We start from the raw sequence: 22,423 nt of genomic DNA on the forward strand, positions 1-22,423 counted from the left end.
CACAGCCGATCTTCACTTTGATCGGCTGGTCAGCCTCCCGGGCGTTTCCCCGACCCGGAACACCTCGGGAAAACGGACCCGGACCGTCAGTCCGCCGCCCGGCCCCGGATTGGCCTCGGCCAGCAGCTCCGCGCCGTGCGCCCGCGCGATCGACGCGACGATCGACAGGCCCAACCCGGCGCCCTCGCCCGCCGTGTGGAGCCGTTCGGCCCGCCGCCGGAACGGCTCCAGCAGCCGCGGCACGTCCTCCGGCTCTATCACCGGGCCGGTGTTGGACACCGTCAGCACCCGGTCGGCGGAGGTCGCCACGAACAGGCTGCCGCCCGCACGGTTGTGACGTACTGCATTGGCGAGCAGGTTCCGCACCAGGTGGCCCAGCAGGGTCCGGTCGCCGGTGACGGTCACCGGCGCGAGCTCCCGTACGACGGTCAGGGCGGCCGGGACAGGGGCCGGGTCAGGCTCCCGGCCGGGGCCGTCCGCACCGACGGCGGACGCCTCGACCGTGGGCGCCTCGGCCGTGGACGCCTCGACCGTGGACGCCTCGACCGTGGACGCCTCGACCGCGGACGCCTCGACCGCCGCCAGCTCCGCCAGGTCCACCGGTTCCGCCGTCTCCAGGCCCTCCTCGGAGACGGCGAGCAGCAGCAGGGACTCGATGAGGTGCTCGCTGGACTCCGCGACGCCGATGAGCTTGTCGCGGATCCGGGCCACCTTCTCCGGCGGCGGGTCCCCGGCCAGCCCGATCTCGGCGGCGGCCCGCTGGACCGCGAGCGGGGTGCGCAGCTCGTGGGCGGCGTTGGCGGCGAACCGGCGCTGCGCCCCGACCAGGCCCTCCATCCGGTCGAGCATCCCGTCGAAGGTGTCGGCGAGTCGCTTGAGTTCGCCGGGCGGTGCCTTGAGGCCGATCCGTTCGTGGAGGTTGGCGCCGGAGAGGCGGCGGGCGGTCTCGGTGATCACGCCTACGGGGCGCAGGACGCGGCCCGCCATCCACCAGGCCAGCCACATGGACAGGACGGCGAAGACGGCGAGGGCGATCAGGGAGACGGTGAGCAGTTCGTGGTAGGTGGCCTGTTGGACGGCGGAGGAGAGCTGCTTGGTGGCCCTCCACTGCTCGATCTGGTCGGGAGTCGCCTCGCCGCTCGCCGCGGGAACCGGTAGGGCGGGGACGGCCACCCTCTCGCCCTCGGCCGGGGAGTCACTGGTGCGCAGGACGGTGGTCGTGACGGCGCCGCTGATGCGGGGGTACAGGCCCCTGCGGAGCAGGATGTTGATCAGTGCGATGAGGCCGCCGCCGGCGAGGAGGAGGAGCGAGCCGTAGAGGACGGTGAGACGGGCGCGCTCGGAATGGAGCACTGCTCTCATTGCGGACCGCCGCTCCGGCCACTCCGGTCGCCCCGCCCGATCCGGTATCCGGCGCCCGGAACCGTCTCGATCATCGAAGGCTCCCCCAGCTTGGCTCGCAACTTGCTCAGGGTCACCCGTACCGCATTGGTGCTGTACGAGGTGTCCTCCTCCCACACCTGCTCGATCAGGTCGTCGCTGCTCAGCACCGCGCCCTCCGCCCGCAGCAGCGCCTCCAGCACCGCGAACTCCTTGCGCGAGAGCGCGAGCCGCCGCCCGTCCCGGGTCGCGCTGCGCCGCGCGGTGTCCACGGCCACCCCGGCCCCCTCCAGGACCGGCGGCAGGGCCGGCTGGGCGCGCCGCCCCAGCGCCAGGACACGGGCGAGGAGCTCGTCGTAGGCGAACGGCTTGGTGAGGTAGTCGTCGGCGCCGAGGCCGAGGCCCTCCACCCGCTCCCGTACGGATCCGGACGCCGTCAGCATCAGGACGCGGGTCAGGAGCCGCTCGCGCACCACCTGGCGGCAGACCTCGTCCCCGTGCAGGCCGGGCAGATCGCGGTCGAGGACGAGGACGTCGTAGGCCCCCAGGCGCAGGCGCTGCAAGGCCTCCAGGCCGTCGCTCGCCTCGTCGACGGCCAGCGCGTCGCGGCGCAGCCCCTCGGCGATCATCTCCCGGAGGAACTCCTCGTCCTCCACCACCAGAACTCGCATGGCGTCCTCTTTACCGGAGATGGACATTTCCTCGTCATAAGCGCGGGGGTTTAGAGAAGCGAAATCCCCTTCTCGCGCAGGCTCTGGCGCATGAAGCGATCCACGACCATGACCACGGCCGCGCTCCTCACCGGCCTGACCCTCTTCGTCACCGCGTGCACGGGCGGTGTCGGCGGCTCCGACGGAAAGAAGGACGAGAAGAAGGACTCCTCGAACTCGGCCGGCAGCAACGGCGGCGGCGGCAACAGTGGCGCGGACGCCGACAACGCCCTCAAGATGCGCAAATGCCTGCGCGACAACGGCGTCGACGCCCCCGACCCGAAGCCCGGCGAGGACCCGCGCGGCATGACCCTGGGCGGCGGCGCGGACCAGGAGGTGCTGAAGAAGGCCATGGAGAAGTGCGGGATGAAGGGGCCGGGCTCCGGCGGCGAGGTCTCGCAGGCGGACAAGGACGCGGCCCTGAAGTCGGCCAAGTGCATGCGTGACCACGGCTTCGACGTCCCGGACCCGGAGTTCAACGGAAGCATGCGCAGCGCGACGTCGATACCCGAGGGCGTCGACAAGGACAAGTTCGTCGAGCAGCTGAACAAGTGCAGCGCGGGCCAGTGAGCAAGCGCGGGAAATGGCTCCTGAGCTCGCTGGCCGCCGTGCTCGCCGTCACCGGCGGCGGGTACGCGGTCGTCGCGCAGGCCGGGACGGACGGCAAGGGCACCGGGCAGCAGCACTCGGACGGTCTGCCGGGGGCCACGGCGCCGGTCACGCGCGGTGACCTGAGCTCCGGGCTCAAGGTGGACGGGACGCTCGGGTACGCGCAGGAGCGCAAGCTCAACGCGCCCGGAGCCGGGGCGGGCGCGGGCGGCGCCGGCGGTACGGGTACCCCCGGCGCGGGCGGCTCCGGCACGGGCTCCGCGACCCTGACCTGGGTCGCCCCCTCGGGCTCCTCCGTCGAGCGCGACGGCAAGATCTACGAGGTCAACGGCAAGCCGGTGCGCCTCATGTACGGCACCACCCCCATGTACCGGACCATGAAGTCCGGGGACAAGGGCGAGGACGTCAAGCAGCTCAAGCGCAACCTCCAGGCCCTCGGCTTCGGCGTCGGCCTGGACGCCTCCGACGGCACCTTCACCGAGGGCACCGCCACCGGCGTCAAGCGCTGGCAGAAGTCCCACAAGATGAAGGAGACCGGCGAGGTCGGCAAGGAGGACATCGCCTTCGCCTCCGGACCGCAGCGGGTGCAGAAGAACGACATGGCGGTCGGCGACGAGGCGGCGGCGGGCAAGCCCGTACTGACGCTGACCGGCACCGAGCGCACGGTCCGCTTCCAGCTGGACGTGGCCAAGGCGGGCACCGTCAAGACCGGTGACCCGGTGACCGTGAGCCTGCCGGGCGGCGGCACCGCCAACGGCAAGATCGCGTCGGTGGGCAGTACCGCCAACCCGGACGACCCCGGCTCGGGCGGCGGCGGGGGCGGGGGCGGCGACGGCAAGAAGCCGAAGGTGGAGGTCGAGGTCACCCTCGACAACGCCTCCGAGGCCAAGGGCCCGGACCAGTCCCCGGTCTCGGTGAGCCTGACGGGCGAGACCCGCAAGGGCGTGCTCTCCGTACCGGTCAACGCGCTCCTCGCGCTGGCCGGCGGCGGGTTCGGCGTACAGGTCGTCGAGGACGGCAAGGTGCGCGAGGTGAAGGTCGAGCTCGGCATGTTCGGCAACGGCCGGGTCGAGGTGAAGGGGGGCGCCCTCAAGGAGGGCATGCACGTGGGAGTCCCCCAGTCATGAACAAGCATGCCCAAGCGGTCGTCGAGCTGACCGGTGTCACCAAGGAGTACCCCGGCGGGGTCGCGGCCCTGCGCGGGGTGGACCTCACCGTCCTGAGCGGCGAACTCCTCGCCATCGTCGGCCCGTCGGGCTCGGGGAAGTCCACCCTCCTCCACATCGTCGGAACCCTGGACCGCCCGACCGCCGGCCGCGTGGCCATCGCCGGGCACGACATCGCGAGCCTCTCCGACCGCTCCCTGTCGGCCCTGCGCTCGCGCCACGTCGGCTTCGTCTTCCAGTCCTTCCACCTCGTACCGGGCATCAGCGCCCGCGCCAACGTCGCCGAGGGCCTGCTCTACTCCGGCCTCTCCCGCGCCGAGCGCGGCCGCCGGGCGGAGCGGGCACTGGAACGGGTCGGTCTCGGCGACCGCATGGACCACCGGCCGCACGAGCTGTCCGGAGGGCAGAAGCAGCGCGTGGCGATCGCCCGCGCGGTCGCGGGCGAACCGGACCTGCTGCTCGCCGACGAGCCGACGGGCGCGCTGGACACCGCGTCCGGCGAGTCGGTGATGGAACTGCTGCACGAGCTCAACCAGGACGGGGCCACCATCGCCGTGATCACCCACGACAACGAGATCGCGTCGAGCCTGCCCCGCCAGGTCCGCATCCGCGACGGCGAGATCGTCGCGGACGTGTGGAACGCGACCGCGACGGGGGTGACGGCGTAATGGGTGCCCGTACGAAGCCCCGCGCGGCCGGCGCGGAAAAGCGCGCCGGAAAGCTCTCTCCGCCCCGCCTCGGCCCCCGCGACGTCTTCCACGTGGGCTCGGCAGGACTGCGCTCCCGCCCCATGCGCGTCTTCCTGTCCGCGCTGGGCATCGCGATCGGCATCGCGACGATGATCGCGGTGGTCGGGATCTCCTCGTCCAGTCAGGCCAAGCTGCTCCAGGAGCTCGACAAGCTCGGCACGAACATGATGGTCGCGACCCCGGGCCAGTCGATGTTCTCGGGACAGGACACCAAGCTGCCGAAGGACGCCCCGGGCATGATCGCCCGGATCGACGGGGTGGAATCGGTCGGCGCGACGGGGGACGTGAAGGAGTCGGTGCGCCGCTCCGAGAACATCCCCAAGGCGGAGACCGGCGGCATCGCCCTCAAAGCGGCCCGGGGCGACCTGCTGAAGACCCTGCGCGCACAGATGCGCAGCGGCAGCTGGCTCAACGACGCGACGGGCCGCTACCCGTCCGTGGTCCTCGGGCACGTCTCCGCCGAACGCCTCGGCATCACGGAGCCGGGCGGCCAGGTCTTCATCGGCGGCCAGTACTTCACGGTCATCGGCATCCTGGACCCGATCCCGTTGGCCCCGGAGATCGAGCGCTCGGCGCTGATCGGGTGGGACGCCGCGCAGAACCTCCTCGGCTTCGACGGCCACCCCACCTCCGTCTACGAGCGCTCCGCCGACGACCGCGTGCAGGCGGTCCGCAACCTCATCGCCCAGACGGCCAACCCCCAGACCCCGAGCGCGGTCTCGGTGACGGACCCGTCGGCGGCGCTGCAGGCCAAGGCGGCCACCGAAGGCGCCTTCAGCACCCTCCTGCTCGGCCTGGGCGGCATCGCACTGCTGGTGGGCGGGGTCGGAGTGGCCAACACGATGATCATCTCGGTCCTGGAACGCCGCCACGAGATCGGCCTGCGCCGCTCCCTCGGCGCGACCAAGGGCCAGATCCGCATCCAGTTCGTCACGGAGTCCCTGCTCCTGTCCGGCCTCGGCGGCCTGGCCGGAATCGTCCTGGGCGGCGCAGCCACGGCGATCTACGCCCAGGCCGGCGACCTCCCCTGGGTGGTCCCCCTCTGGGCCGTCACAGGAGGCTTCGCCGCCACCCTGGCCATAGGCACGGTGGCAGGCCTCTACCCGGCGGTCCGCGCGGCGGGGCTGTCGCCGACACTGGCGCTCCAGGCGGGGTAGGAGGGCGGGGCGGGGACGTGCGTGAATCGATCACGGGCGGAGGGTGCGACTTCGCCCCTGCGCCCCGTACCGGCCCGGGAGTGATGTGTCAGGTGGTGCGCGCGAGGGCCTGACCCGTGGTGCCGGTCAGGCCCCGCGCACCGGTCCTACCCGAGGCCGCCGGTGGTGATCAGCGCCACTGCTGGCTGGCGCCCGCGTGGCAGTCCCACTGGCGGACCGGGGCGCCCGCGTCCGTGCGCCAGTCGGCGGTCTCCAGGCACTTGCCGCTGGCGATGTTGCGCCAGGTGTTGTCCCTCGTCCAGGCCGAGGTGTATGTCTGGTAGTTCCAGCTCTGGTTGTCGCCGCCGTTGCATCCCCAGGTGACGACCTTGGCGCCGTTGGTCTGCGAGAAGCCGGGCACCTCGATGCACAGACCCGTGGCGAGATTGCGCAGGTTGGGCTTGCCGTTGTAGCTGTCGAGGTAGAACTTCTGGTTGGCCCCGTCGTTGCAGGGCCACTGGACGAGCTGGGTGCCCCACACGCCGCTTCCGCCGGGAACGTCCAGGCACATGCCGCTGTTGGCGTTCCGCAGGGTGAAGGGCACAGCGGTCCACTGGTCCTCGGCGCTCGCCGATGCCACCGGAACCGTCAGGGTGATGACGGCGGTCGCCGCCGCGACCGCGAGTGCCTTGAGCTGGTTCTGTGACTTTCGAGCCATGCGCATGGTTCATTCCCCCGATTGAGCATCCCGCTGTACGGCGGGATGCGGTGCTGTGGGCACGGACGCCCTCGGCCTCGCGGCCAGGACGGTGTGGTGTGTGCGTCGTGGGCCTGGGCCTGTCGGTGGAACGTGGCCACCTGAAGTCGCCCAGTGCTGAGACGAGTTGCTGCCCGCGTCTGAGCGGAAAGTTGTTGATCTCAGACATGTGGATCTTCCCTCGGGCGGCGCGTCCGGAGCAAGCAGCTCCGGCCCAGGGAGTGTCACGGTTCGTCGACAGTCACCCCGAGCCCACCCCCGCAGCCCCCGCGCGCACGTCGAACCACTGCCGTCTCCGCAGGCCCCGTCGTACGCTGGTCTGATGCGAACTCCACGACAGGCCGCAAGAATTGTCGTCGTCAATCCCGCCGGTTCGGTGTTTCTGTTCCGGGAGAACAACGTAGAGGTCGGCATCCACTGGCTGCCGCCGGGCGGGGGGATCGACCCCGGGGAGACTCCCGAGGAGTGCGTGCGGCGGGAGTTGCGGGAAGAGACCGGGTGGACCGACCTGGAACCGCAGCGGCTGCTGTGCACCTGGGAGCACGACTTCACGTACCAGGGCGTTCCCGTACGGCAGCACGAGCACATCTACGTCACCACCGGGCCGCTGCGCGACCCCGTCCCGGAGTACCCCGAGGCCCACTGGCGCTGGCTCTCCCGGCGGAACCTCGCCACGCTCGGCGAACCGCTGTGGCCCCCGCGCCTCGCGGAGCTGCTCGAGGAAGCACCCGCCGAGCCCGTGCACTTGGGGCTGCTGGCCTGAGCGGCAGCCCCACGGGCCGGGCTCCTACGGGCCTGGCTCCCACGGGACCACCCGCTCAGCGGGGCATCGCCCGGGACAGCTCCCGGGCGGCCGCGCGCAGCCTGTCCTCGTACGAGGACCCGTAGGGGCCGGGGAGCGGGACCTGGACGTCCCGGCGCCCCTCCGGCGAGTCGGACGGGACCGGCCGGCGGACCTGGGCGCCCGCCCGCTCCGCGAGGACGAGCACGGTGGCCACGAAGCCCTCCGACAGGGCGCGGACGACCGCGTGGCCGGTGTGGCCGTGGCGGGCGAGGAGGGCTTCGGTGAAGGGGCCGAGGGCGGCGGGATCGATCCGGCACTCGTCGTTCTCCAGCGGGCCGATGCCCGAGGGGAGTCCGAGTTCGGCTTCGAAGACGGCCAGTTGGCGGTGGAAGAGGCGGGCGGCGCCGTTGGAGGGGTTCCAGAGCGACTCCTCGCCCACCTGGTAGATCTGGCTCATCCGGCGGGCGGCCCTCCGGCCGTGGCCGCCGTACCCGCCGCGCCCGTCGCCCGCGCGTACAGCTTGGCCGCGTAGTCGTTGAGGATCGTGCTCGTCGAGACGTCGTCCGTGTCGCCGCCCGTCAGGATGCCGATGATCTTCCCGTCGCCGGCGATCCACGCGCTCCCGCTCGTGCCGCCGGGGAAGTCCGCGCAGTCGAAGCGCTGTTCCGTCGGGGTGTCGCGGATGGCGCGGGACGTGCAGGTGCGCGCGACCTTGCGGTCCGCGGGGTAGCCCGTCACCGTGACCTCCTCGCCGGAGCGGCCCGTGGTGTCGAGGACGGCGGCGCCGGTGACGTCCTCGATGTTGCGGCCCGAGGCGTCGGGGGCGAGGCGGGCGAAGGCCAGGTCGAAGTCGTCGTTCGTGTTCTCGGCCCACTGCGTGTCCTCGAAGACCTCCTCGATCTTCCAGGTGCCGTTCGGGGCCTTCCCGTCCGCGTACGCGGGTGCGAAGATCGCGCCCTTTCCGGCGACCTTGCCCGCGAGCAGGCAGTGGCCTGCGGTGACGATCAGGTTCCGCCCGGGGCTGTGCACGACGGTCGCCGTGCAGAAGTGATCTCCTGTCACATCGCCCTCGAACAGGGCCCCGGCGAAGGACACGGGGTCGCCCGGCTTGGGGGCGGACGCGGTCGGGCGCGGACTGGCACCGCCGGACAGCTGAGGCCGTTTCGACGATTGCGATTGCGACGGGCGCGCGGTGGAGGACGTGGTCGGGGGCGCCGCTTTCGCGTGCACGGGGGCCTTGTCGTCCGCCGCGGGCACCACCTTCGTCATCGCCGCTGACGCACCCAGCGCCGCTATACCGCACAACACCGCGGTCACCACGGTCCGCTTGTCCACCACAGACACCCCTCCCCACTTTGCTGTGGCGAAGCATGCCTTGCGCGCGGCAGCCACCGCAAGGTGCATCCCGGCCGACCTCCGTCCTCGCGCCGCGAGAGGCGCTTCCGTGCACCCTGATCCCTTGATTAGGCTGCGCCATATGACGATTCGCGCTGTGGTGTTCGACGTCGGCGAGTGCCTCGTGGACGAGACCCGCGAGTACGGCACGTGGGCCGACTGGCTGGGCGTCCCGCGCCACACCTTCGCCGCGATGTTCGGCGCCGTCATCAGCCAAGGCCGCGACTACCGCGAGGTCTTCCAGGCCTTCCAACCGGGGTTCGACCTAACGGAGCAGCGGGAAGCCCGTGCGGCTGCCGGAAAACCGGAGTGGTTCGGCGAGGACGACCTGTACGAGGACGTCCGTCCCACGTTCGCCGCCCTACGAGAGGCCGGCCTGTGGCTCGGCATCGCAGGCAACCAGACCGTGCGCGCGGGCGGTCTGCTCCGCAACCTGTTCACCAAGGACGTCGACCTGATCGGCACGTCGGACGACTGGGGGGCCAGCAAGCCTGACCAGTTGTTCTTCGACCGCGTCGCCGAGGTGACCCCGTTCGCCCCCGACGAGATCCTCTACGTCGGCGACCGCGTCGACAACGATCTCCGCCCGGGAGCAGCTGCGGGCATGCGCACCGCTCTGGTTCGTCGGGGCCCCTGGGCCACCATCCAGTGGAACACCGAGGAGGCCCGGACGCTGCCGACCTTCCGCGTCACCGGCCTCGCCGAGCTGCCGGGCCTGATCGCCGAGTTCAATTCGCGAGGGCGCTGACCACCGCGCCCCAGCCGTACAGCCGGTCGTCGAGGTTGCGGACGTACTCCTCGTGCTGCCACGGCACAAGGGCACGTCGGACATCGCGGACCCGTTCGAGACCGGTCGCGTACCAGTGCCGCTCGAGCATCTCCAGCGCGCGGACCGCGTATGCGGCAGCGGCCTCCGGCTGCTTGGCCGCCGCTTCGACGGCTCCTAGGTCACCGAGGACGACCGTACGTTGCTTGTCGGCGTCGGCCGGGAGTTCCTCCAGCACTCCGAGAAGCGTCGTGCGGGCCTGCGGAACGTGGCCGGCCGCAAGCTGGGTGTTGCCCTTGAAGGCAGCCAAGCGGACCGGACTGAACCAGTCCATCCACTCCGGATTCGAATGCTCGCCGCCGCCCGCAAGGATGGCCTCGCCGTGTGTGATGAGGTTGAGCGCTGTACGGGTGCTGCCGCTCCGGGTCTCGCACTCGGCTTCCACCGCATCCAGCCACGCCAGGAACTCAGGGCTCGCCGGGCCCCGGCGCGCATAGGTCCGGGCTGCGGTCATCCGCTCCGCGGCGGCTTCGCGACGACCTGTCCAGCCGGGGATGAAGGCCATGTGCGCCAGGACGGCGGAGCCGAGCAGTGGGTCGTCGGCCTCCCCGGCTGCCTGGAGCGCACGCACCCAGGTGCTGCCCGCGCGGGACGGCTCGCGCAGATCGAAGAACTCCACCCGTCCGGCCAGGAGCCACGACTCGGAGAGCGCGGCCGCAAGCGTCTGACGGGTCCGCCCCGCGGTGGCCTCGAGCAGCTGCTCACCAAGGGCCGCGTGAGCGGCGACCGCGGGATGGAGTGTGGACGGGGCCACGGTCCAGTACAAGCGCCGGTGCGCGCGAGTGACCGCGAGGTAGTCGGCTGCGGCGCTGGCCGGCTGAGGCGCGTTGGGGGTGCGTACCGGAGCGCGGTTGACCGGAGGAAGGGGACCGGAGCCGGGCCTGCGGTCACGCTCGCCACCAGACGTCACGTCGAAGCCCAGCTGTTCCAGGGGCTGGCCCAACAGATCCGCGAGGGCGCGGCGTACATCCGGGTACGGAAGTGGCGGTGACGCTGATTCCCACCTGCCGACCTGGCGTCGCCCGACGACGATTCCGCGGGCGCTCAACGCGTCGATGAGATCCTGTTGCGAGCGGTAGCCGGCAGCGAGACGCGCGGCCCTCAGCTTCGGGTTGCCAGTCGGTCGCGGCATTCCAACCTCCCTTGCACGGTGGGCAGATACCCACTCTGCCAGGAGGTCTCTCCTCAGGGGGCCATTCACCAAGACGAGCGCAAAGAAGTCCCGTTCTGCGCCGAGGAAGTCCCATGAGAAGTCCTCGCTTTACGACTCCTTCAGGTCCACGGTGTTCTCCACCACCCGCTTGCGACGGCAGGGAGTGACCTCGTGACAAGCCGCACGAACCGCAATTGCGCCCACGGTGTACGGAGCATCGATACCCCGGACGACCCGCACGGCCTGGGCTTGGCTGAGGTGGCTGAACCAAGCGCCGACCTCCTCGACCGAGCACAGGCCGGCTGGGCGCGGTTCACCGGCATGGACGGGGACGAATCCGATGCCTGACATGTTCGAGCACCTGGCTCACCCGCTCCTGCGACAGCGGGTCCGTGACCTCGCCTCGGGCGCGGAGGGCGAGCTGATGGCCGTCGTCCGCGAGGAGGTCCGCCGCGTCTGCGGAGACCCCGAGTACGCACGGATCGCCTACATCCGGATGGCGTCCGGCCGCGAGCTGCCAACGTCCGTACGCAACATCGAGGCGGTCTGACTGCAGAACGCACGCAGCCCCGGCGGCCACATAGTGCTGTGGCCTGCCGGGGCTGACGCATGTGCGGGCTACGCGCCCGGCCAGAGGCCTTCGGGGGTCAGGCCCAGCAGGTCGATCGCGTTGCCGCGCACGATGCGGTCCACCACGTCCGGGGACAGGTGGCCCATCTGGGACTCGCCGACCTCGCGGGACTTGGGCCATGTGGAGTCCGAGTGGGGGTAGTCGGTCTCGTAGAGGACGTTGGCCACGCCGATCGAGTCCAGGTTCTTCAGGCCGAAGGCGTCGTCGAAGAAGCAGCCGAAGACGTGTTCCGCGAAGAGCTCCGACGGCGGGCGGAGCACCTTGTCGGCGACGCCGCCCCAGCCGCGGTTCTCCTCCCAGACCACGTTGGCGCGCTCAAGGATGTACGGGATCCAGCCGATCTGGCCCTCCGCGTACATGATCTTGAGGTTGGGGAACCTCTCGAACTTGCCGCTCATCAGCCAGTCCACCATCGAGAAGCAGCAGTTGGCGAAGGTGATGGTGGAGCCGACGGCCGGCGGGGCGTCGGCCGAGGTGGACGGCATGCGCGAGGAGGAGCCGATGTGCATGGCGATGACCGTGCCGGTCTCGTTGCACGCCTCCAGGAAGGGGTCCCACTCGTCCGTGTGGATGGAGGGGAGGCCGAGGTGCGGCGGGATTTCCGAGAAGGCGACGGCCCGTACGCCGCGGGCCGCGTTGCGGCGGACCTCGGCGGCGGCGAGCCGGGCGTCCCAGAGCGGGATCAGGGTGAGCGGGATGAGGCGGCCGTTCGCCTCGGGGCCGCACCACTCCTCCACCATCCAGTCGTTGTACGCGCGCACGCCGAGCAGCCCGAGCTCGCGGTCCTTGGCCTCGGTGAAGGTCTGGCCGCAGAAGCGCGGGAAGGTGGGGAAGCACAGGGCCGACTGGACGTGGTTGACGTCCATGTCGGCGAGGCGGTCGGGAACCGAGAAGGATCCCGGGCGCATCTGCTCGTACGTGATGACTTCGAGCTTGATCTCGTCGCGGTCGTAGCCGACGGCCGTGTCGAGGCGGGTGAGGGGTCGGTGCAGGTCCTCGTACACCCACCAGTCGCCTATGGGGCCGTCGTCGCCCTTGGCGCCCATGACGGGTGCGAACTTGCCGCCGAGGAAGGTCATTTCCTTCAAGGGGGCGCGGACGACGCGGGGGCCGACGTCGTGGTACTTGGACGGGAGCCGGTCCCGCCAGACGTTGGGGGGCTCAACCGTGTGGTCGTCCACCGAGATGATCTTCGGGAAGGTCTCCATGCCCACACGGTAGCGCCAATCTGACGAACCGTCAGCTAGTTGGACGCGCTCCGTGCATCACCGGGTTCCGGATCCGACCGGACTGGGTCCGCTTCGGACTGACGTGTACGCGCAACACAGGGCAGACTGACCATTACACCTACGGAAGGCAGGGGGGACGCCAGATGGACGGCATACCGGCCATCCCGCAGCAGCGGAACCGCCCCGGAGCCGCAACCGCAGCCGCGGGAACGGGAGTCGAGGCCGGAACCGGAACCGAGGGCGGAACCGGGGCCGGAACCGGGGCCGACGCTGTGACCGAGGCCGGAACCGGCGCCGACGCTGTGACCGAGGCCGCGACCGGGGCTGACGCTGTGACCCAGGCTGTGACCAAGGCCGGACCCGCCACCGGGGCCGAAGCCGCCGCCGAGGCCGAGGCCGCCGCCGGGACGCAGGCCGGAGCGGATGCCGCCACCCCGGAACCCGAAGCCACCGGAGGCAACCGCTTCGCCGTGCTCGGGCCCATCCGCGCCTGGCGCGGAGCCGAGGTGCTGCCCTCCGGGACCCCGCAGCAGCGGGCGCTGCTCGCCGTGCTGCTGCTGCGCGACGGGCGCACGGCCACCGCGCCCGAACTGATCGACGCCATCTGGGGCGAGGACCCGCCGCAGCAGGCGCTCGCCACCATCCGTACGTACGCCTCCCGCCTGCGCAAGATCCTCGACCCCGGGCTCCTCGTCAGCGACGCCGGCGGCTACGCGATCCGCCTGCCCCACCCCGAATCCCTCGACCTCGGCATCGCCCGCGCACTGGCCGCCGACGCCGAGGCCGCACGCAGCGAGAAGGGGGACCGCGCGCTCGCCCGTACGCTGCTGGCCCGCGCGCTGAAACTGTGGGACGGGGAACCGCTGGCCGGCGTACCCGGGCCGCACGCCGAGACCGAGCGCACCCGGCTCGACGAATGGCGCCTCCAGCTGCTGGAGACCCGCCTCGACCTCGACCTGGAGCTCGGCCACCACGCCGAGGCCGTCTCCGAGCTCACCGCCCTCACCGCCGCCCACCCGCTGCGCGAGCGGCTGCGCGAACTGCTGATGCTCGCCCTCTACCGCAGCGGACGCCAGGCCGAGGCCCTCGCCGTCTACGCCGACACCCGCCGGCTCCTCGCCGACGAGCTCGGCGTCGACCCGCGACCCGAACTCGCCGCCCTCCAGCAGCGCATCCTGCGCGCCGACGCCGAACTCGCCCACGCCGAGGACCCGGCACCGGCGGCCGCACCCGTACACGTAAGGCCCGCCCAATTGCCCGCCACCGTCGCCGACTTCACCGGCCGCGCCAGCTTCGTCCAGGAACTCGGCGAGATCCTCTCCAGCGTCGACGGCCAGGTCATGGCCGTCTCCGCGCTCGCGGGCATCGGCGGCGTCGGCAAGACCACCCTCGCCGTGCACGTCGCGCACGCCGCACGCCCGCACTTCCCCGACGGGCAGCTCTACGTCGACCTCCAGGGCACCGAGGCGCGCCCCGCCGAGCCCGAAGCCGTCCTCGGGGCCTTCCTGCGCGCCCTCGGCACCCCCGACGCCTCCATCCCCGACTCCCCCGCCGAACGGGCCGCGCTCTACCGCTCCACCCTCGACGGCCGCCGCATCCTGGTCCTCCTCGACAACGCCCGCGACGCCGCCCAGGTCCGCCCGCTGCTGCCCGGCACCGCCGGCTGCGCCGCCCTCGTCACCAGCCGGGTCCGGATGGCCGGCCTGGCCGGCGCCCACCTCGTCGACCTCGACGTGATGAGCCCCGAGGAGGCCCTGCAGCTGTTCACCCGGATCGTCGGGGCCGAGCGGGTCGGCGCCGAACGCCAGGCCGCCTTAGACGTGGTCGGCGCCTGCGGCTTCCTGCCGCTGGCCATCCGCATCGCCGCCTCCCGCCTCGCCGCCCGCCGTACCTGGACCGTCTCCGTCCTCGCCGCCAAGCTCGCCGACGAGCGGCGCCGCCTCGACGAGCTCCAGGCCGGCGACCTCGCCGTCAAGGCCACCTTCGAGCTCGGCTACGGGCAGCTGGAGCCCGCGCAGCAGCGCGCCTTCCGCCTCCTGGGCCTCGCCGACGGGCCGGACATCTCGCTCGCGGCGGCCGCCGCCGTCCTGGGCCTGCCCGAGCACGCGACCGAGGACCTCCTCGAAGCGCTCGTCGACTGCTCGCTCCTCGAATCGGCCGCGCCCGGCCGCTACCGCTTCCACGACCTCGTACGCCTCTACGCGCGTGCGTGCGCCGAACGCGACGAGCAGCCCCCGAGCGAGCGCGAGGCCGCCCTCGACCGGCTGCTCGACTTCTACCTCGCCACCGCCGGCGGGGTGTACGGCCTGGAGCGTCCCGGCGACCGGCTCGTCGCCCACCTGTCCGCCACCCGCTACCCCGGGCTGGTCTTCACCGAGCCGCACGCCGCCCAGGACTGGCTGTACGCCGAAGCCGACCCGCTGCTCGCGTGCGTCCGGCAGGCCGCCGTACGCACCACCGGCCGGGAGGACGTGCTGCGCCGGGCCGTCGACCTGCTGTGGGCTGCCAAGGACCTCGCCGAGTCGGGCGCCAACTCCAAGCAGTACGAGTGGGCCGCGCACTCCCTGTGCGAGGCCGCACAGGCCGCGAAGGACCCGCACGCCGAGGGCCGCGCCCGCACCACCCTCACCAACACCCACCTGGTCGCGGGCCGGTTCGCCGAGGCCGACGACGAGGCCCGCCAGGCCACGCTGCTCGCCCGCGCCGCCGGGGACCCGCTGCCCAGCTGCTGGGCGCCCAACGACCGCGGGATCATCGCCCTTTACGAGGGCCGCTACAAGGACGGCGAGCGTTACCTGCTGGAGGCCATCGCCAACTTCCGGGCCGACGCCAACTACGTGGGCGAGGCCAGCGCCCTGTGCAACCTCTCCCGCATCCACGTGGAGCTGGGCAGGCTCACCAGCGCCATCGACCTGGCCCAGCAGGGCATCGCCATCTACGACCGGATGGGGCTCACCCTGCGCCTGGCCAACGGCCGCTACGCGCTGGGCATCGCCCTCACCCAGGCGGGCCTGACCACCGAGGCGCTCGTCCAGCTGACGGCCGCGCTGGCGCTGTTCCACGACAACCGCCAGCCGCTGTGGGAGGGCATCACCCACTTCAGGCTCGCGGAGGTCCACCTGTCGGCCGGCCGAGCCACGCTGGCGGCCGCGCACGCCGAACAGGCCGTCGCGCTGCGCGTGATGGGCGGCGAGTGGCGGCGGGCGTGCGTCCTGATGGTCCTGGGACGGGCGCTGCGGCGGCTGGGCCAGCGGGACCGGGCGCGGGTGTGCTGGCGGGACGCGGAGGTGGTGTTCGTACAGCTGGGCTCGTCCGAACTGGGCGAGGTACGGGCCCTGCTGGCGGCCGAGATCGCGGCCTGAGCAGGCATTGCCCGCCCGCCGCCCGGCCGCTGAATGAGGCGTTCATCGTTCGTTTATCGCCCCGGGTCAAAGTAAGTGCATCGACTCGTCACGTCGGGGGGCAAGCGGGTCGTCTGGACCGCCCGTTCGGCGGTCCGCGGGGGAATCGCCGAACGGGTCCAATCCACCTTCAGGAGTGCGTGATGACGACGAACGAGAACGTCCTGCCGAACGACGGCGACCTGCAGCCGATGGACAACCACGCCACCGGCATCGAAATGAAGCCGCTGGACAACCACGCCACGGGCGAACCGCTCGCGGCGGCACCGGACGCGGCGGTCTCCACGCCGGTCTCTGCGGCGGACGAGATCGTGACGCTCGACAACCACGCCACGGGCACGCTGCCTTAACGGCGGCACACGACCACGGGGGACCCACGGGGGTACGGGGGTACGGGGGACCCGATGGGGGGGTACGGGGGACGGCGGCCGCGGTGGCCAGGAGGGGGACCACCGCGGCCGCCGCACACCCATGTCCGGATCAGTCCGGCCTCATCCACCCAGCCTGATCAGCCCAGCCGGAGCAGCCGCTCCACGCCCCGGGCGGCCTCCAGCAGCGCCGGCGAGAACCGCTCCAGCTCCTCCCGCGAGGTCAGGAACGTGACGGTGGTCAGGCTGACCCCGCCCACCGGCACCCCGTCGCGGTCGAAGACCGCCGCGCCGAGGCAGCGTACGGAGAGCTCGCTCTCCTCGTCGTCAACGGCGTAGCCACGTACCCGCACGGCCGCCAACTCCTCCGCGAGGCGCACTCTCCCCGTGAGCGTGTGCCGGGTCAGCGCGGGCATGCCGGTGGCCCGCACGATCCCCTCGACCTCCTGCGGCGGGAGGTGTGCGAGGACGGCCTTGCCGATGGCGGTGGCGTGCAGCGGGATCCGCATGCCGACGCGCGAGGAGGTCCGCACGGGCCGGCCGCTCTCCACCTTGCGGATGCAGGTGAGCGCGTTGCCGCTGCGCAGCGCCAGGTGGACGGCCTGGCCGGTGCACTTCTGGAGGAACTCCAGGAGTTCGACGATGCCTTCGGGCCGGTCGGCGGAGATCTGTGAGGCGAGGGTGCGCAGGCGCAGGCCGATGCCGTAGTTGCCGTCCCCGTCGGTGACGGCATAGCCCTGCTCGACGAGGGAGGCCAGGATCCGGTAGGTGCTGGACTTGGGCACTCCGGCGGCCGCGGCCAACTCGGCGAGCCGGTGGGGCCCGCCGAAGGCGGTCAGCGCCTCCGTGATCCGCAGGGTCTTCTCCAGGGCGCTTCCGGCCGTAGAGCTCCTGCCCACGCGCTGGACCGGCACCTCGTTCCCTATGGCTCTCGTCACGGAATCCCCATGGATCGGCAAAGTGTCTCACCGCAGCCTACGTCACACGATGCCCGTTTTGCCCGGGGTCGAAGGTCCCGAAATGCCCGCCCCGGCCCCTCCCCCTCACTAGGCTTTCCGTGTGTTCACCTCCCAGGGCCCGACCCTCCGCGAACTGGCCGTCCAGGCCCTGTCCTCCGTCGAGCGCGGCTACGACCTGCTGGCCCCCACCTTCGACCGGACCCCCTTCCGCACCCCCGACCGGATGCTCGACGCGGTCGAGGAAACCCTCGCGGACCGCGAAGGCTCCTTCGACAACGGGCTCGACGTCTGCTGCGGCACGGGCGCCGGGATCGGAATGCTGCGACGGCTGTGCCGGGGCCGGGTGACCGGGGTGGACCTGAGCACGGGCATGCTCGCGGAGGCCGCCCGGGCCCACCCGGACCCCCGGGTCGACCTCCTACGGGGCGACGCGCGGGCGCTCCCGGCCGCGCTCGGGGACTCGTACGACCTCGCGGTCAGCTTCGGCGCCTTCGGGCACTTCCTCCCGGCCGAGCGGCCGGCCCTCTTCTCCGGGATCCACGGTTCCCTGCGCCCCGGCGGAGTCTTCGCCTTCCCGATCGGCGCCCCGATTCCCCCAACCCACCCCGCTTGGTGGGCGGTGACGGGCTTCGACGCGGCGATGCGGCTGCGCAACGCCGTCTGGCGCCCGCCGTTCGTCATGTACTACCGGACCTTCCCCCTGGGTGCAGTCCGCACCGACCTCCACAAGGCCGGCTTCACCGTGGAAACCGTCCCCCTCCCCCACTTCGGCCACCGCCCGAACGGCACCCCCCACTGGCGCCTGGTCCTGGCCCGACGGGACAAGTAGACGGCCGCGCGCCTTTCAGGAACGGCATGTTCGACCGGTTCTCCGCTCATGTCGAGGAGCTGTGGAGCCGAGGACGCGACATTCGGGAGGTGGGTCACGGTGCCCAGGCGTGACTACGAGGACGATCCCCGGGCCCCCAAGGCGACCAGCCTCGTACCTGCCGCTTCGGCCGTGGTCGTGGACGGTGCCGGGCGGATCCTCTTGCAGCGCCGCACCGACAACGGGATGTGGGCCCTGCCCGGCGGGAAGATGGAGCTCGGCGAGTCTCTCGGGGACTGTGCCGTCCGGGAGACCTTCGAGGAGACGGGCATCGCGGTGGAGATCACCGGAATCGTCGGGACGTACTCCAACCCGGGACACGTCTTCGCCTACGACGACGGCGAGGTGCGGCAGGAGTTCTCGATCTGCCTCCTTGCCCGGCCCACGGGAGGAAGTCTGCGCGTGTCGGACGAGTCGTCGGAGGTGGCGTGGTTCGCGCCGGAGGCGGTGGACGACCTTCCGATGGTCCCCAGCATCCGCAAGCGCATCAACGACTGGAGGGCCGGGCGCGGCCCCGTCGTCCGCTGATTCTTGGACGGCCATTGATCGAACTACGGTGCTGGGTCGGGGGTTTGCCGGGTCGTGGTGGGGCGCGTCCCGGTGGGGCGCGGTGCTTCTTTTGGGTTAAGTACTTGGGGAAGAAACTCCATCCAGACCCCACCAACCTCCCGCCGGGCGGGCGCTCACTCACACGGGTGAATCCGCCAACTGGGGTGGATTTTGCGGTGGTTGTCTGGCATATGCTCGCCTCGACAGCACGACTCAGAACATGAGACGGCCCCCGCCGGGACTGCGAATCCCGATCGAGGGCCTGACCAACTAGGAAGCAGCAACTTCCCTATGGCTTCGGTGCACTTTACCGCGCCTACTCGCGCGGCATACGGCGTTCGGCACGCCAACGTCCGTCTCACCGGGCGGTTCACGGTGGTGAGCAACGACCTCATTCAGCATCCCGAGATGTCGGCGGTCGCGCGGATCCTGGGGATCTACATCCAGTCGCTGCCCGCCGGGACCCCCATCGGCATCAAGGAGCTGGTCAAACAGCTTCCGCTCGGGGAGACCTCGATCGCCAACGGGCTGCGGGAGCTGGTGGCGTTCGGGTACCTGGAGCGGTCCGTGGAGACCCTGCCGGGTGGTCGGATCGTCACCCGTACGGTGTCCTACAACCACCCTCGCGCGGCCCTTTCCCGTCCCGGGGCGGGCGTGACGCCCTCGACTCGGGCGGGGGATCCGCCGCCTTCGTCCCCGGAGCGCCCACTTGAGCCCGGTCCGGAGCCGGTGGCCGCGCCTGCGGCCGTGGCCGTGGCCGCGCCTGTGCGGAAGCCTCTGCCCGCGCCCGCGCCCGCGCCCGTGCCGGAGCCGAAGCCGGAGCCGGAGCCAGAGCCAGAGCCCCTTGCGGAGCCTGTCGTAGCGCCCGAACCGGTACGCGTACCAGCGCTTGCAGTGGGAGAGGAGCCGGGGCCGGAGCAGCCTGCCGCCGGCCGGGTCCCCGTCCCTCTGAACGCCGACGACCCCGAGCGGCACCGGCTCGCCTGCGAGGTGCTGGCCGGGCTGCGGCGGGCCAGTCCCCGGCTGGTGCTCGGGGAGCGGGACATCCGGTACCTCGCCGGGGGTGTCGAGGCCTGGCTGGAACGCGGGGTCGGGGTGTACGCGCTGGTTACTGCCCTGACGGCGAAGCTTCCTGGGGACCTGCGCAATCCCACCGGGCTCATCGCGCACCGCCTCGCGGCCCAGCTGCCACCGCCGCTGGCGCCGCTCCCCCGCGCCCCCGACTTCGTACCGCCGGACCCGTTCCAGACCTGCACCGCGTGCGACCGCGCCTACCGCAGCCCCACCCCGGGCACCTGCAAGGGCTGCCGCCCGGCGGAGGAGGAGGCGGAGGAGGTGGAGCAGGCCTCAGCAGCCGGCCAGGTGGCCGATGGTGACTGAGCGTTCTCGGCGAAGCCAGACGTGTCAGTGGTGCCGGTTACGGTGCGGGGCATGACAGGTTGGATCGAAAGCGGCGTCATCGCATGGATGGAAGAGAAGCGCTATGAGGACGAAACCGTCCTGGTGTACTTCAAGGGCGTCGGCCTGACCGATATGACGGACGGGCTGATCGCTCAGCACCGGCCGCCGTTCGCGCACGGCGGCAACGTTGCCCCTGGTGAGTGGGGGGTGATCGTGCACCACATGCACAACCCGTCTCGTGACGACTTCGACCCGATCGACTACCGCAAGCTGTGCCCCCAGGGGGCCGAGTTGGTGGTGTTCGAGCCCAATCCGTGCATCGCCAAGGCGCACGGCCCCAAGGCGTACCACTACAGGGACGGCCAGGCATCTTCCTGTATCGACTACGAGGACCCCGACTACGTCGGGGAGTACTGGCCCAACGAGCTGGCACCCGTCATCACTGCCGCCGGGCTGGACCCCGAGGACTGGCCCCACGAGGAGCCCCTGACCCGATTGATCAGTGACCACCTCGGGCTGCCCCCACTGGACCGCGACACCATCACGGTGGACCGCGACCTCATCGCCTCCTACTTCTAAACCGCAACGCCCTTGACGTCACCTGCGCTCAGAAGCGGCGTACGGGCCACCTCCCTTCGCGGAGGCGTACCCGGTACAACGCCTCGGTCGCCGCTGCCACGGTCGGTGTGGCGACGACGGGAACGGTCCACCATGGGGCGTCCAGCAGGAGGGTGGCGGCCGCAGCGGCCGCGCTGGCCAGCATTGCGACCAGGATCAGCGGTTTCGCGGCCGACAGTCGGCCGAGCCGGTGGGCCCTGGGGTGCCCGGCGGAGCGGAGGGACGAGGTCCCCGTGCTCAGAGCCAGGACCGCCAGCAGACCCGCGAACGTGCCGATGGCGGCCGTGATCTGGCCCTCGTCGCGAGGTGCGGCGTCTGTCTTCAGTCGTAGGCCGTCCTTCTCCAGCCCGACGGCCTCGCCCCGCCAGAAGGTGACGGTCACCTGGTCACCGGGCCGCAGCCGGTAGAGCAGCGGACCCGAATCCTTGAACTTGATCCCGAGGAGCCCGCTGGGTGTTGCGGACGGGGTCAGCCAGACGCGGGAGCCCGGGGTGTCGCGCGCCGTCACCCTCCCGACGGTGGCGGGAACGGCGAGCAGGCAGTCCGCCCGCTGCGCGACCTCCACCCCGGCGGCGCACGGCCGGGCATCGGCGAAGTCTGCGTACCGCCGGGCGTCGGTCGGCAGCCACACGGCGAATGCGAACCAGCAGACCGCCGCGGCAGCCAGCGCCGCCGCGATCCGCAGGGCCCCCGACATCCCACGGCCGAAGACCCCGCCGCCCGCCTCGGCCGCCCCCGCCCCTCGTACGAAGTGCCCCGACCGACCCTGCTCCGTCGGCCTCACCACCGCAGGCGGTAACGGTAGACGGCCAGCGACATGGCCGTGGCGAGGGGTACGGCGGCGGCGGGTACGGCCCACCACGGGGCGTCGAGCCAGCTCGCGACGACCGCCGCCGCCGCGCAGATCAGCAACAGGGCCAGGCCCAGCTGCTTTCCGACCGAATCCCAGCCGAAGAGCCGGGCACGGCGGCGTCCGTCCGGCCGTAGTCCGAGGAATCCCATCCACAGCCCCATGGCGGCCAGCAGACCCACGAACGTGCCGAAGGCGGCCGTGATCTGGACCTCGTCGCGCGGCGCGGCGACGGAGCTCTGGCGGATCCCGTCCTTGTCGAGCACCACGAGGTCGCCCCGCCAGAAGGTGGCGGTCACCCGGTCGCCCGGCCGGAGCCGGTTGAGCAGCGGCCCCGGATCGCCGAAGGGCACCATCCGGCGCCCGGCGGGGCCGACGGACAGGTAAGTGTTCGTCTCGATGGACACGGTCGCGTCGAAGCGCGGGCTCTTGCCCCCCTCCTTGACCACCGTGGCCTCGACGGTGGCGGGGACGAGACGCAGGCAGTCTTCGTCAGCCCCCTCGCCGGCCCGCTCCCTCGCCGTCGAAGGTGCGGCTGACGCACACGGCCGGGCGGCCACGTAGTCCGCGTACCGTGCGATGTCGCCGGGCAGCCAGACGGAGAACACGAACCAGCAGACCGGCCCGGCGACCAATGCCGTCAGGATCGGCCAGACCGCCGCCGCCGCCCTCGATCCGGGCACCCCGCCGCCCGTCTCGGGCGGCGCCGGTCTGCCCGCCCCCTGGTACGGCTTCCCCCGTGTACCCATCGGACTCTCCTCGCCCCCGAGACCGGAGCGCCCCCGTACGCCGCTCCGCTCCACCCCCCAGCTTCTTCCCGCCGGACCCGGGCAGGCAATCGCACCGTCCGGCAGCCCCGGGCCGCCTTCCGCTTCCGGGTTCCG

Annotated in this window: 24 protein-coding genes; 14 read left to right on the forward strand and 10 right to left on the reverse strand. The window is 71.7% G+C overall.

The genetic code is table 11. From position 1 onward, the window contains the following. Positions 1–12 precede the first annotated feature (12 nt). Complete coding sequence (locus OG490_RS16045) at positions 13–1,362, reverse strand: sensor histidine kinase (protein ID WP_330296977.1); 1,350 nt, start codon at positions 1,360–1,362, stop codon at positions 13–15. Continuing rightward, complete coding sequence (locus tag OG490_RS16050) at positions 1,359–2,051, reverse strand: response regulator transcription factor (RefSeq protein WP_330300944.1); 693 nt, start codon at positions 2,049–2,051, stop codon at positions 1,359–1,361. The genes OG490_RS16045 and OG490_RS16050 overlap by 4 nt, the downstream gene beginning before the upstream one ends. A gap of 90 nt (positions 2,052–2,141) precedes the next feature. On the opposite strand from OG490_RS16050, the gene OG490_RS16055 reads away from it, so the two are divergent. Genes OG490_RS16055 through OG490_RS16070 form a run of 4 tightly spaced genes read left to right on the forward strand, consistent with a single transcriptional unit; the run spans position 2,142 to position 5,771 of the window. Continuing rightward, positions 2,142–2,660 carry a hypothetical protein gene (locus OG490_RS16055; RefSeq protein ID WP_330296978.1) on the forward strand — a complete coding sequence of 173 codons (519 nt, stop codon included), beginning with the start codon at positions 2,142–2,144 and terminating at the stop codon, positions 2,658–2,660. After that, positions 2,657–3,826, forward strand: coding sequence for a peptidoglycan-binding protein (locus OG490_RS16060; protein ID WP_330296979.1), 1,170 nt, complete (start codon positions 2,657–2,659; stop codon positions 3,824–3,826). The genes OG490_RS16055 and OG490_RS16060 overlap by 4 nt, the downstream gene beginning before the upstream one ends. Further along, the gene (locus OG490_RS16065) at positions 3,823–4,533 is read left to right on the forward strand and encodes an ABC transporter ATP-binding protein (protein ID WP_330296980.1); all 711 of its coding nucleotides are present in this window, start codon (positions 3,823–3,825) and stop codon (positions 4,531–4,533) included. The genes OG490_RS16060 and OG490_RS16065 overlap by 4 nt, the downstream gene beginning before the upstream one ends. Further along, positions 4,533–5,771, forward strand: a complete 1,239-nt coding sequence (locus OG490_RS16070) for an ABC transporter permease (RefSeq protein ID WP_330296981.1) — start codon at positions 4,533–4,535, stop codon at positions 5,769–5,771. Before OG490_RS16065 ends, OG490_RS16070 begins: the two co-directional genes overlap by 1 nt. 169 nt (positions 5,772–5,940) lie before the next feature. On the opposite strand, the gene OG490_RS16075 is transcribed toward OG490_RS16070, so the two are convergent. After that, entirely contained in the window at positions 5,941–6,468 is a 528-nt protein-coding gene (locus tag OG490_RS16075; protein ID WP_330296982.1) for an RICIN domain-containing protein, read from the reverse strand. A gap of 361 nt (positions 6,469–6,829) precedes the next feature. Here OG490_RS16075 and OG490_RS16080 point away from each other — a divergent pair, with 361 nt between their 5' ends. Then, complete coding sequence (locus OG490_RS16080) at positions 6,830–7,270, forward strand: NUDIX hydrolase (protein ID WP_330296983.1); 441 nt, start codon at positions 6,830–6,832, stop codon at positions 7,268–7,270. Between the two features lie 55 nt (positions 7,271–7,325). Here the strand turns inward: OG490_RS16080 and OG490_RS16085 are convergent, their stop codons facing one another. Beyond that, positions 7,326–7,748, reverse strand: a complete 423-nt coding sequence (locus OG490_RS16085; protein ID WP_330296984.1) for a DUF6086 family protein — start codon at positions 7,746–7,748, stop codon at positions 7,326–7,328. Next, positions 7,745–8,386 carry a trypsin-like serine peptidase gene (locus OG490_RS16090; protein WP_330296985.1) on the reverse strand — a complete coding sequence of 214 codons (642 nt, stop codon included), beginning with the start codon at positions 8,384–8,386 and terminating at the stop codon, positions 7,745–7,747. The genes OG490_RS16085 and OG490_RS16090 overlap by 4 nt, the downstream gene beginning before the upstream one ends. Before the next feature lie 382 nt (positions 8,387–8,768). Between OG490_RS16090 and OG490_RS16095 the strand changes: the two genes are divergently transcribed. Then, positions 8,769–9,434 carry an HAD family hydrolase gene (locus tag OG490_RS16095; protein WP_330296986.1) on the forward strand — a complete coding sequence of 222 codons (666 nt, stop codon included), beginning with the start codon at positions 8,769–8,771 and terminating at the stop codon, positions 9,432–9,434. Here the strand turns inward: OG490_RS16095 and OG490_RS16100 are convergent. After that, a complete protein-coding gene (locus OG490_RS16100) occupies positions 9,415–10,644 on the reverse strand; it encodes a transcriptional regulator (RefSeq protein ID WP_330296987.1) in 1,230 nt (409 codons plus the stop codon). The two genes, OG490_RS16095 and OG490_RS16100, sit on opposite strands and share 20 nt — an antisense overlap. 192 nt (positions 10,645–10,836) lie before the next feature. On the opposite strand from OG490_RS16100, the gene OG490_RS16105 reads away from it, so the two are divergent. Continuing rightward, a complete protein-coding gene (locus OG490_RS16105) occupies positions 10,837–11,013 on the forward strand; it encodes a hypothetical protein (RefSeq protein WP_330296988.1) in 177 nt (58 codons plus the stop codon). Then, a complete protein-coding gene (locus tag OG490_RS16110) occupies positions 11,006–11,215 on the forward strand; it encodes a hypothetical protein (protein ID WP_330296989.1) in 210 nt (69 codons plus the stop codon). Before OG490_RS16105 ends, OG490_RS16110 begins: the two co-directional genes overlap by 8 nt. Positions 11,216–11,283: 68 nt before the next feature. On the opposite strand, the gene OG490_RS16115 is transcribed toward OG490_RS16110, so the two are convergent. Then, a complete protein-coding gene (locus tag OG490_RS16115) occupies positions 11,284–12,504 on the reverse strand; it encodes an amidohydrolase family protein (RefSeq protein WP_330296990.1) in 1,221 nt (406 codons plus the stop codon). A 164-nt stretch (positions 12,505–12,668) separates the two neighbouring features. Between OG490_RS16115 and OG490_RS16120 the strand changes: the two genes are divergently transcribed. Then, on the forward strand, positions 12,669–15,887 hold the full coding sequence (locus OG490_RS16120) for an AfsR/SARP family transcriptional regulator (RefSeq protein WP_330296991.1): 3,219 nt from the start codon (positions 12,669–12,671) through the stop codon (positions 15,885–15,887). A 182-nt stretch (positions 15,888–16,069) separates the two neighbouring features. Further along, positions 16,070–16,276: a hypothetical protein gene (locus OG490_RS16125; protein WP_330296992.1), complete on the forward strand. Its 207-nt coding sequence runs from the start codon at positions 16,070–16,072 to the stop codon at positions 16,274–16,276. A 158-nt stretch (positions 16,277–16,434) separates the two neighbouring features. Here the strand turns inward: OG490_RS16125 and OG490_RS16130 are convergent, their stop codons facing one another. Next, positions 16,435–17,232 carry an IclR family transcriptional regulator gene (locus tag OG490_RS16130; RefSeq protein WP_330296993.1) on the reverse strand — a complete coding sequence of 266 codons (798 nt, stop codon included), beginning with the start codon at positions 17,230–17,232 and terminating at the stop codon, positions 16,435–16,437. Positions 17,233–17,353: 121 nt separating this feature from the next. Here OG490_RS16130 and OG490_RS16135 point away from each other — a divergent pair, with 121 nt between their 5' ends. The 4 genes from OG490_RS16135 (at position 17,354) to OG490_RS16150 (ending at position 20,650) form a co-directional block, all read left to right on the forward strand. After that, a complete protein-coding gene (locus tag OG490_RS16135) occupies positions 17,354–18,082 on the forward strand; it encodes a class I SAM-dependent methyltransferase (RefSeq protein ID WP_330296994.1) in 729 nt (242 codons plus the stop codon). 99 nt (positions 18,083–18,181) lie between these two features. Next, positions 18,182–18,649 (forward strand): NUDIX domain-containing protein, encoded by a 468-nt coding sequence (locus OG490_RS16140; RefSeq protein WP_330296995.1) that lies wholly within the window; start codon positions 18,182–18,184, stop codon positions 18,647–18,649. A 429-nt stretch (positions 18,650–19,078) separates the two neighbouring features. Further along, positions 19,079–20,050: a helix-turn-helix domain-containing protein gene (locus tag OG490_RS16145; protein WP_330296996.1), complete on the forward strand. Its 972-nt coding sequence runs from the start codon at positions 19,079–19,081 to the stop codon at positions 20,048–20,050. 51 nt (positions 20,051–20,101) lie between these two features. Then, entirely contained in the window at positions 20,102–20,650 is a 549-nt protein-coding gene (locus tag OG490_RS16150) for a hypothetical protein (RefSeq protein WP_330296997.1), read from the forward strand. Between the two features lie 28 nt (positions 20,651–20,678). Here OG490_RS16150 and OG490_RS16155 read toward each other — a convergent pair whose 3' ends face one another. Both OG490_RS16155 and OG490_RS16160 read right to left on the reverse strand, forming a co-directional pair. Next, entirely contained in the window at positions 20,679–21,473 is a 795-nt protein-coding gene (locus OG490_RS16155; protein WP_330296998.1) for a hypothetical protein, read from the reverse strand. Beyond that, positions 21,470–22,288, reverse strand: a complete 819-nt coding sequence (locus OG490_RS16160) for a hypothetical protein (RefSeq protein WP_330296999.1) — start codon at positions 22,286–22,288, stop codon at positions 21,470–21,472. The genes OG490_RS16155 and OG490_RS16160 overlap by 4 nt, the downstream gene beginning before the upstream one ends. Positions 22,289–22,423: the final 135 nt, after the last annotated feature.

It is taken from the genome of Streptomyces sp. NBC_00503, assembly GCF_036346895.1.
Classification (GTDB): Bacteria; Actinomycetota; Actinomycetes; order Streptomycetales; family Streptomycetaceae; genus Streptomyces.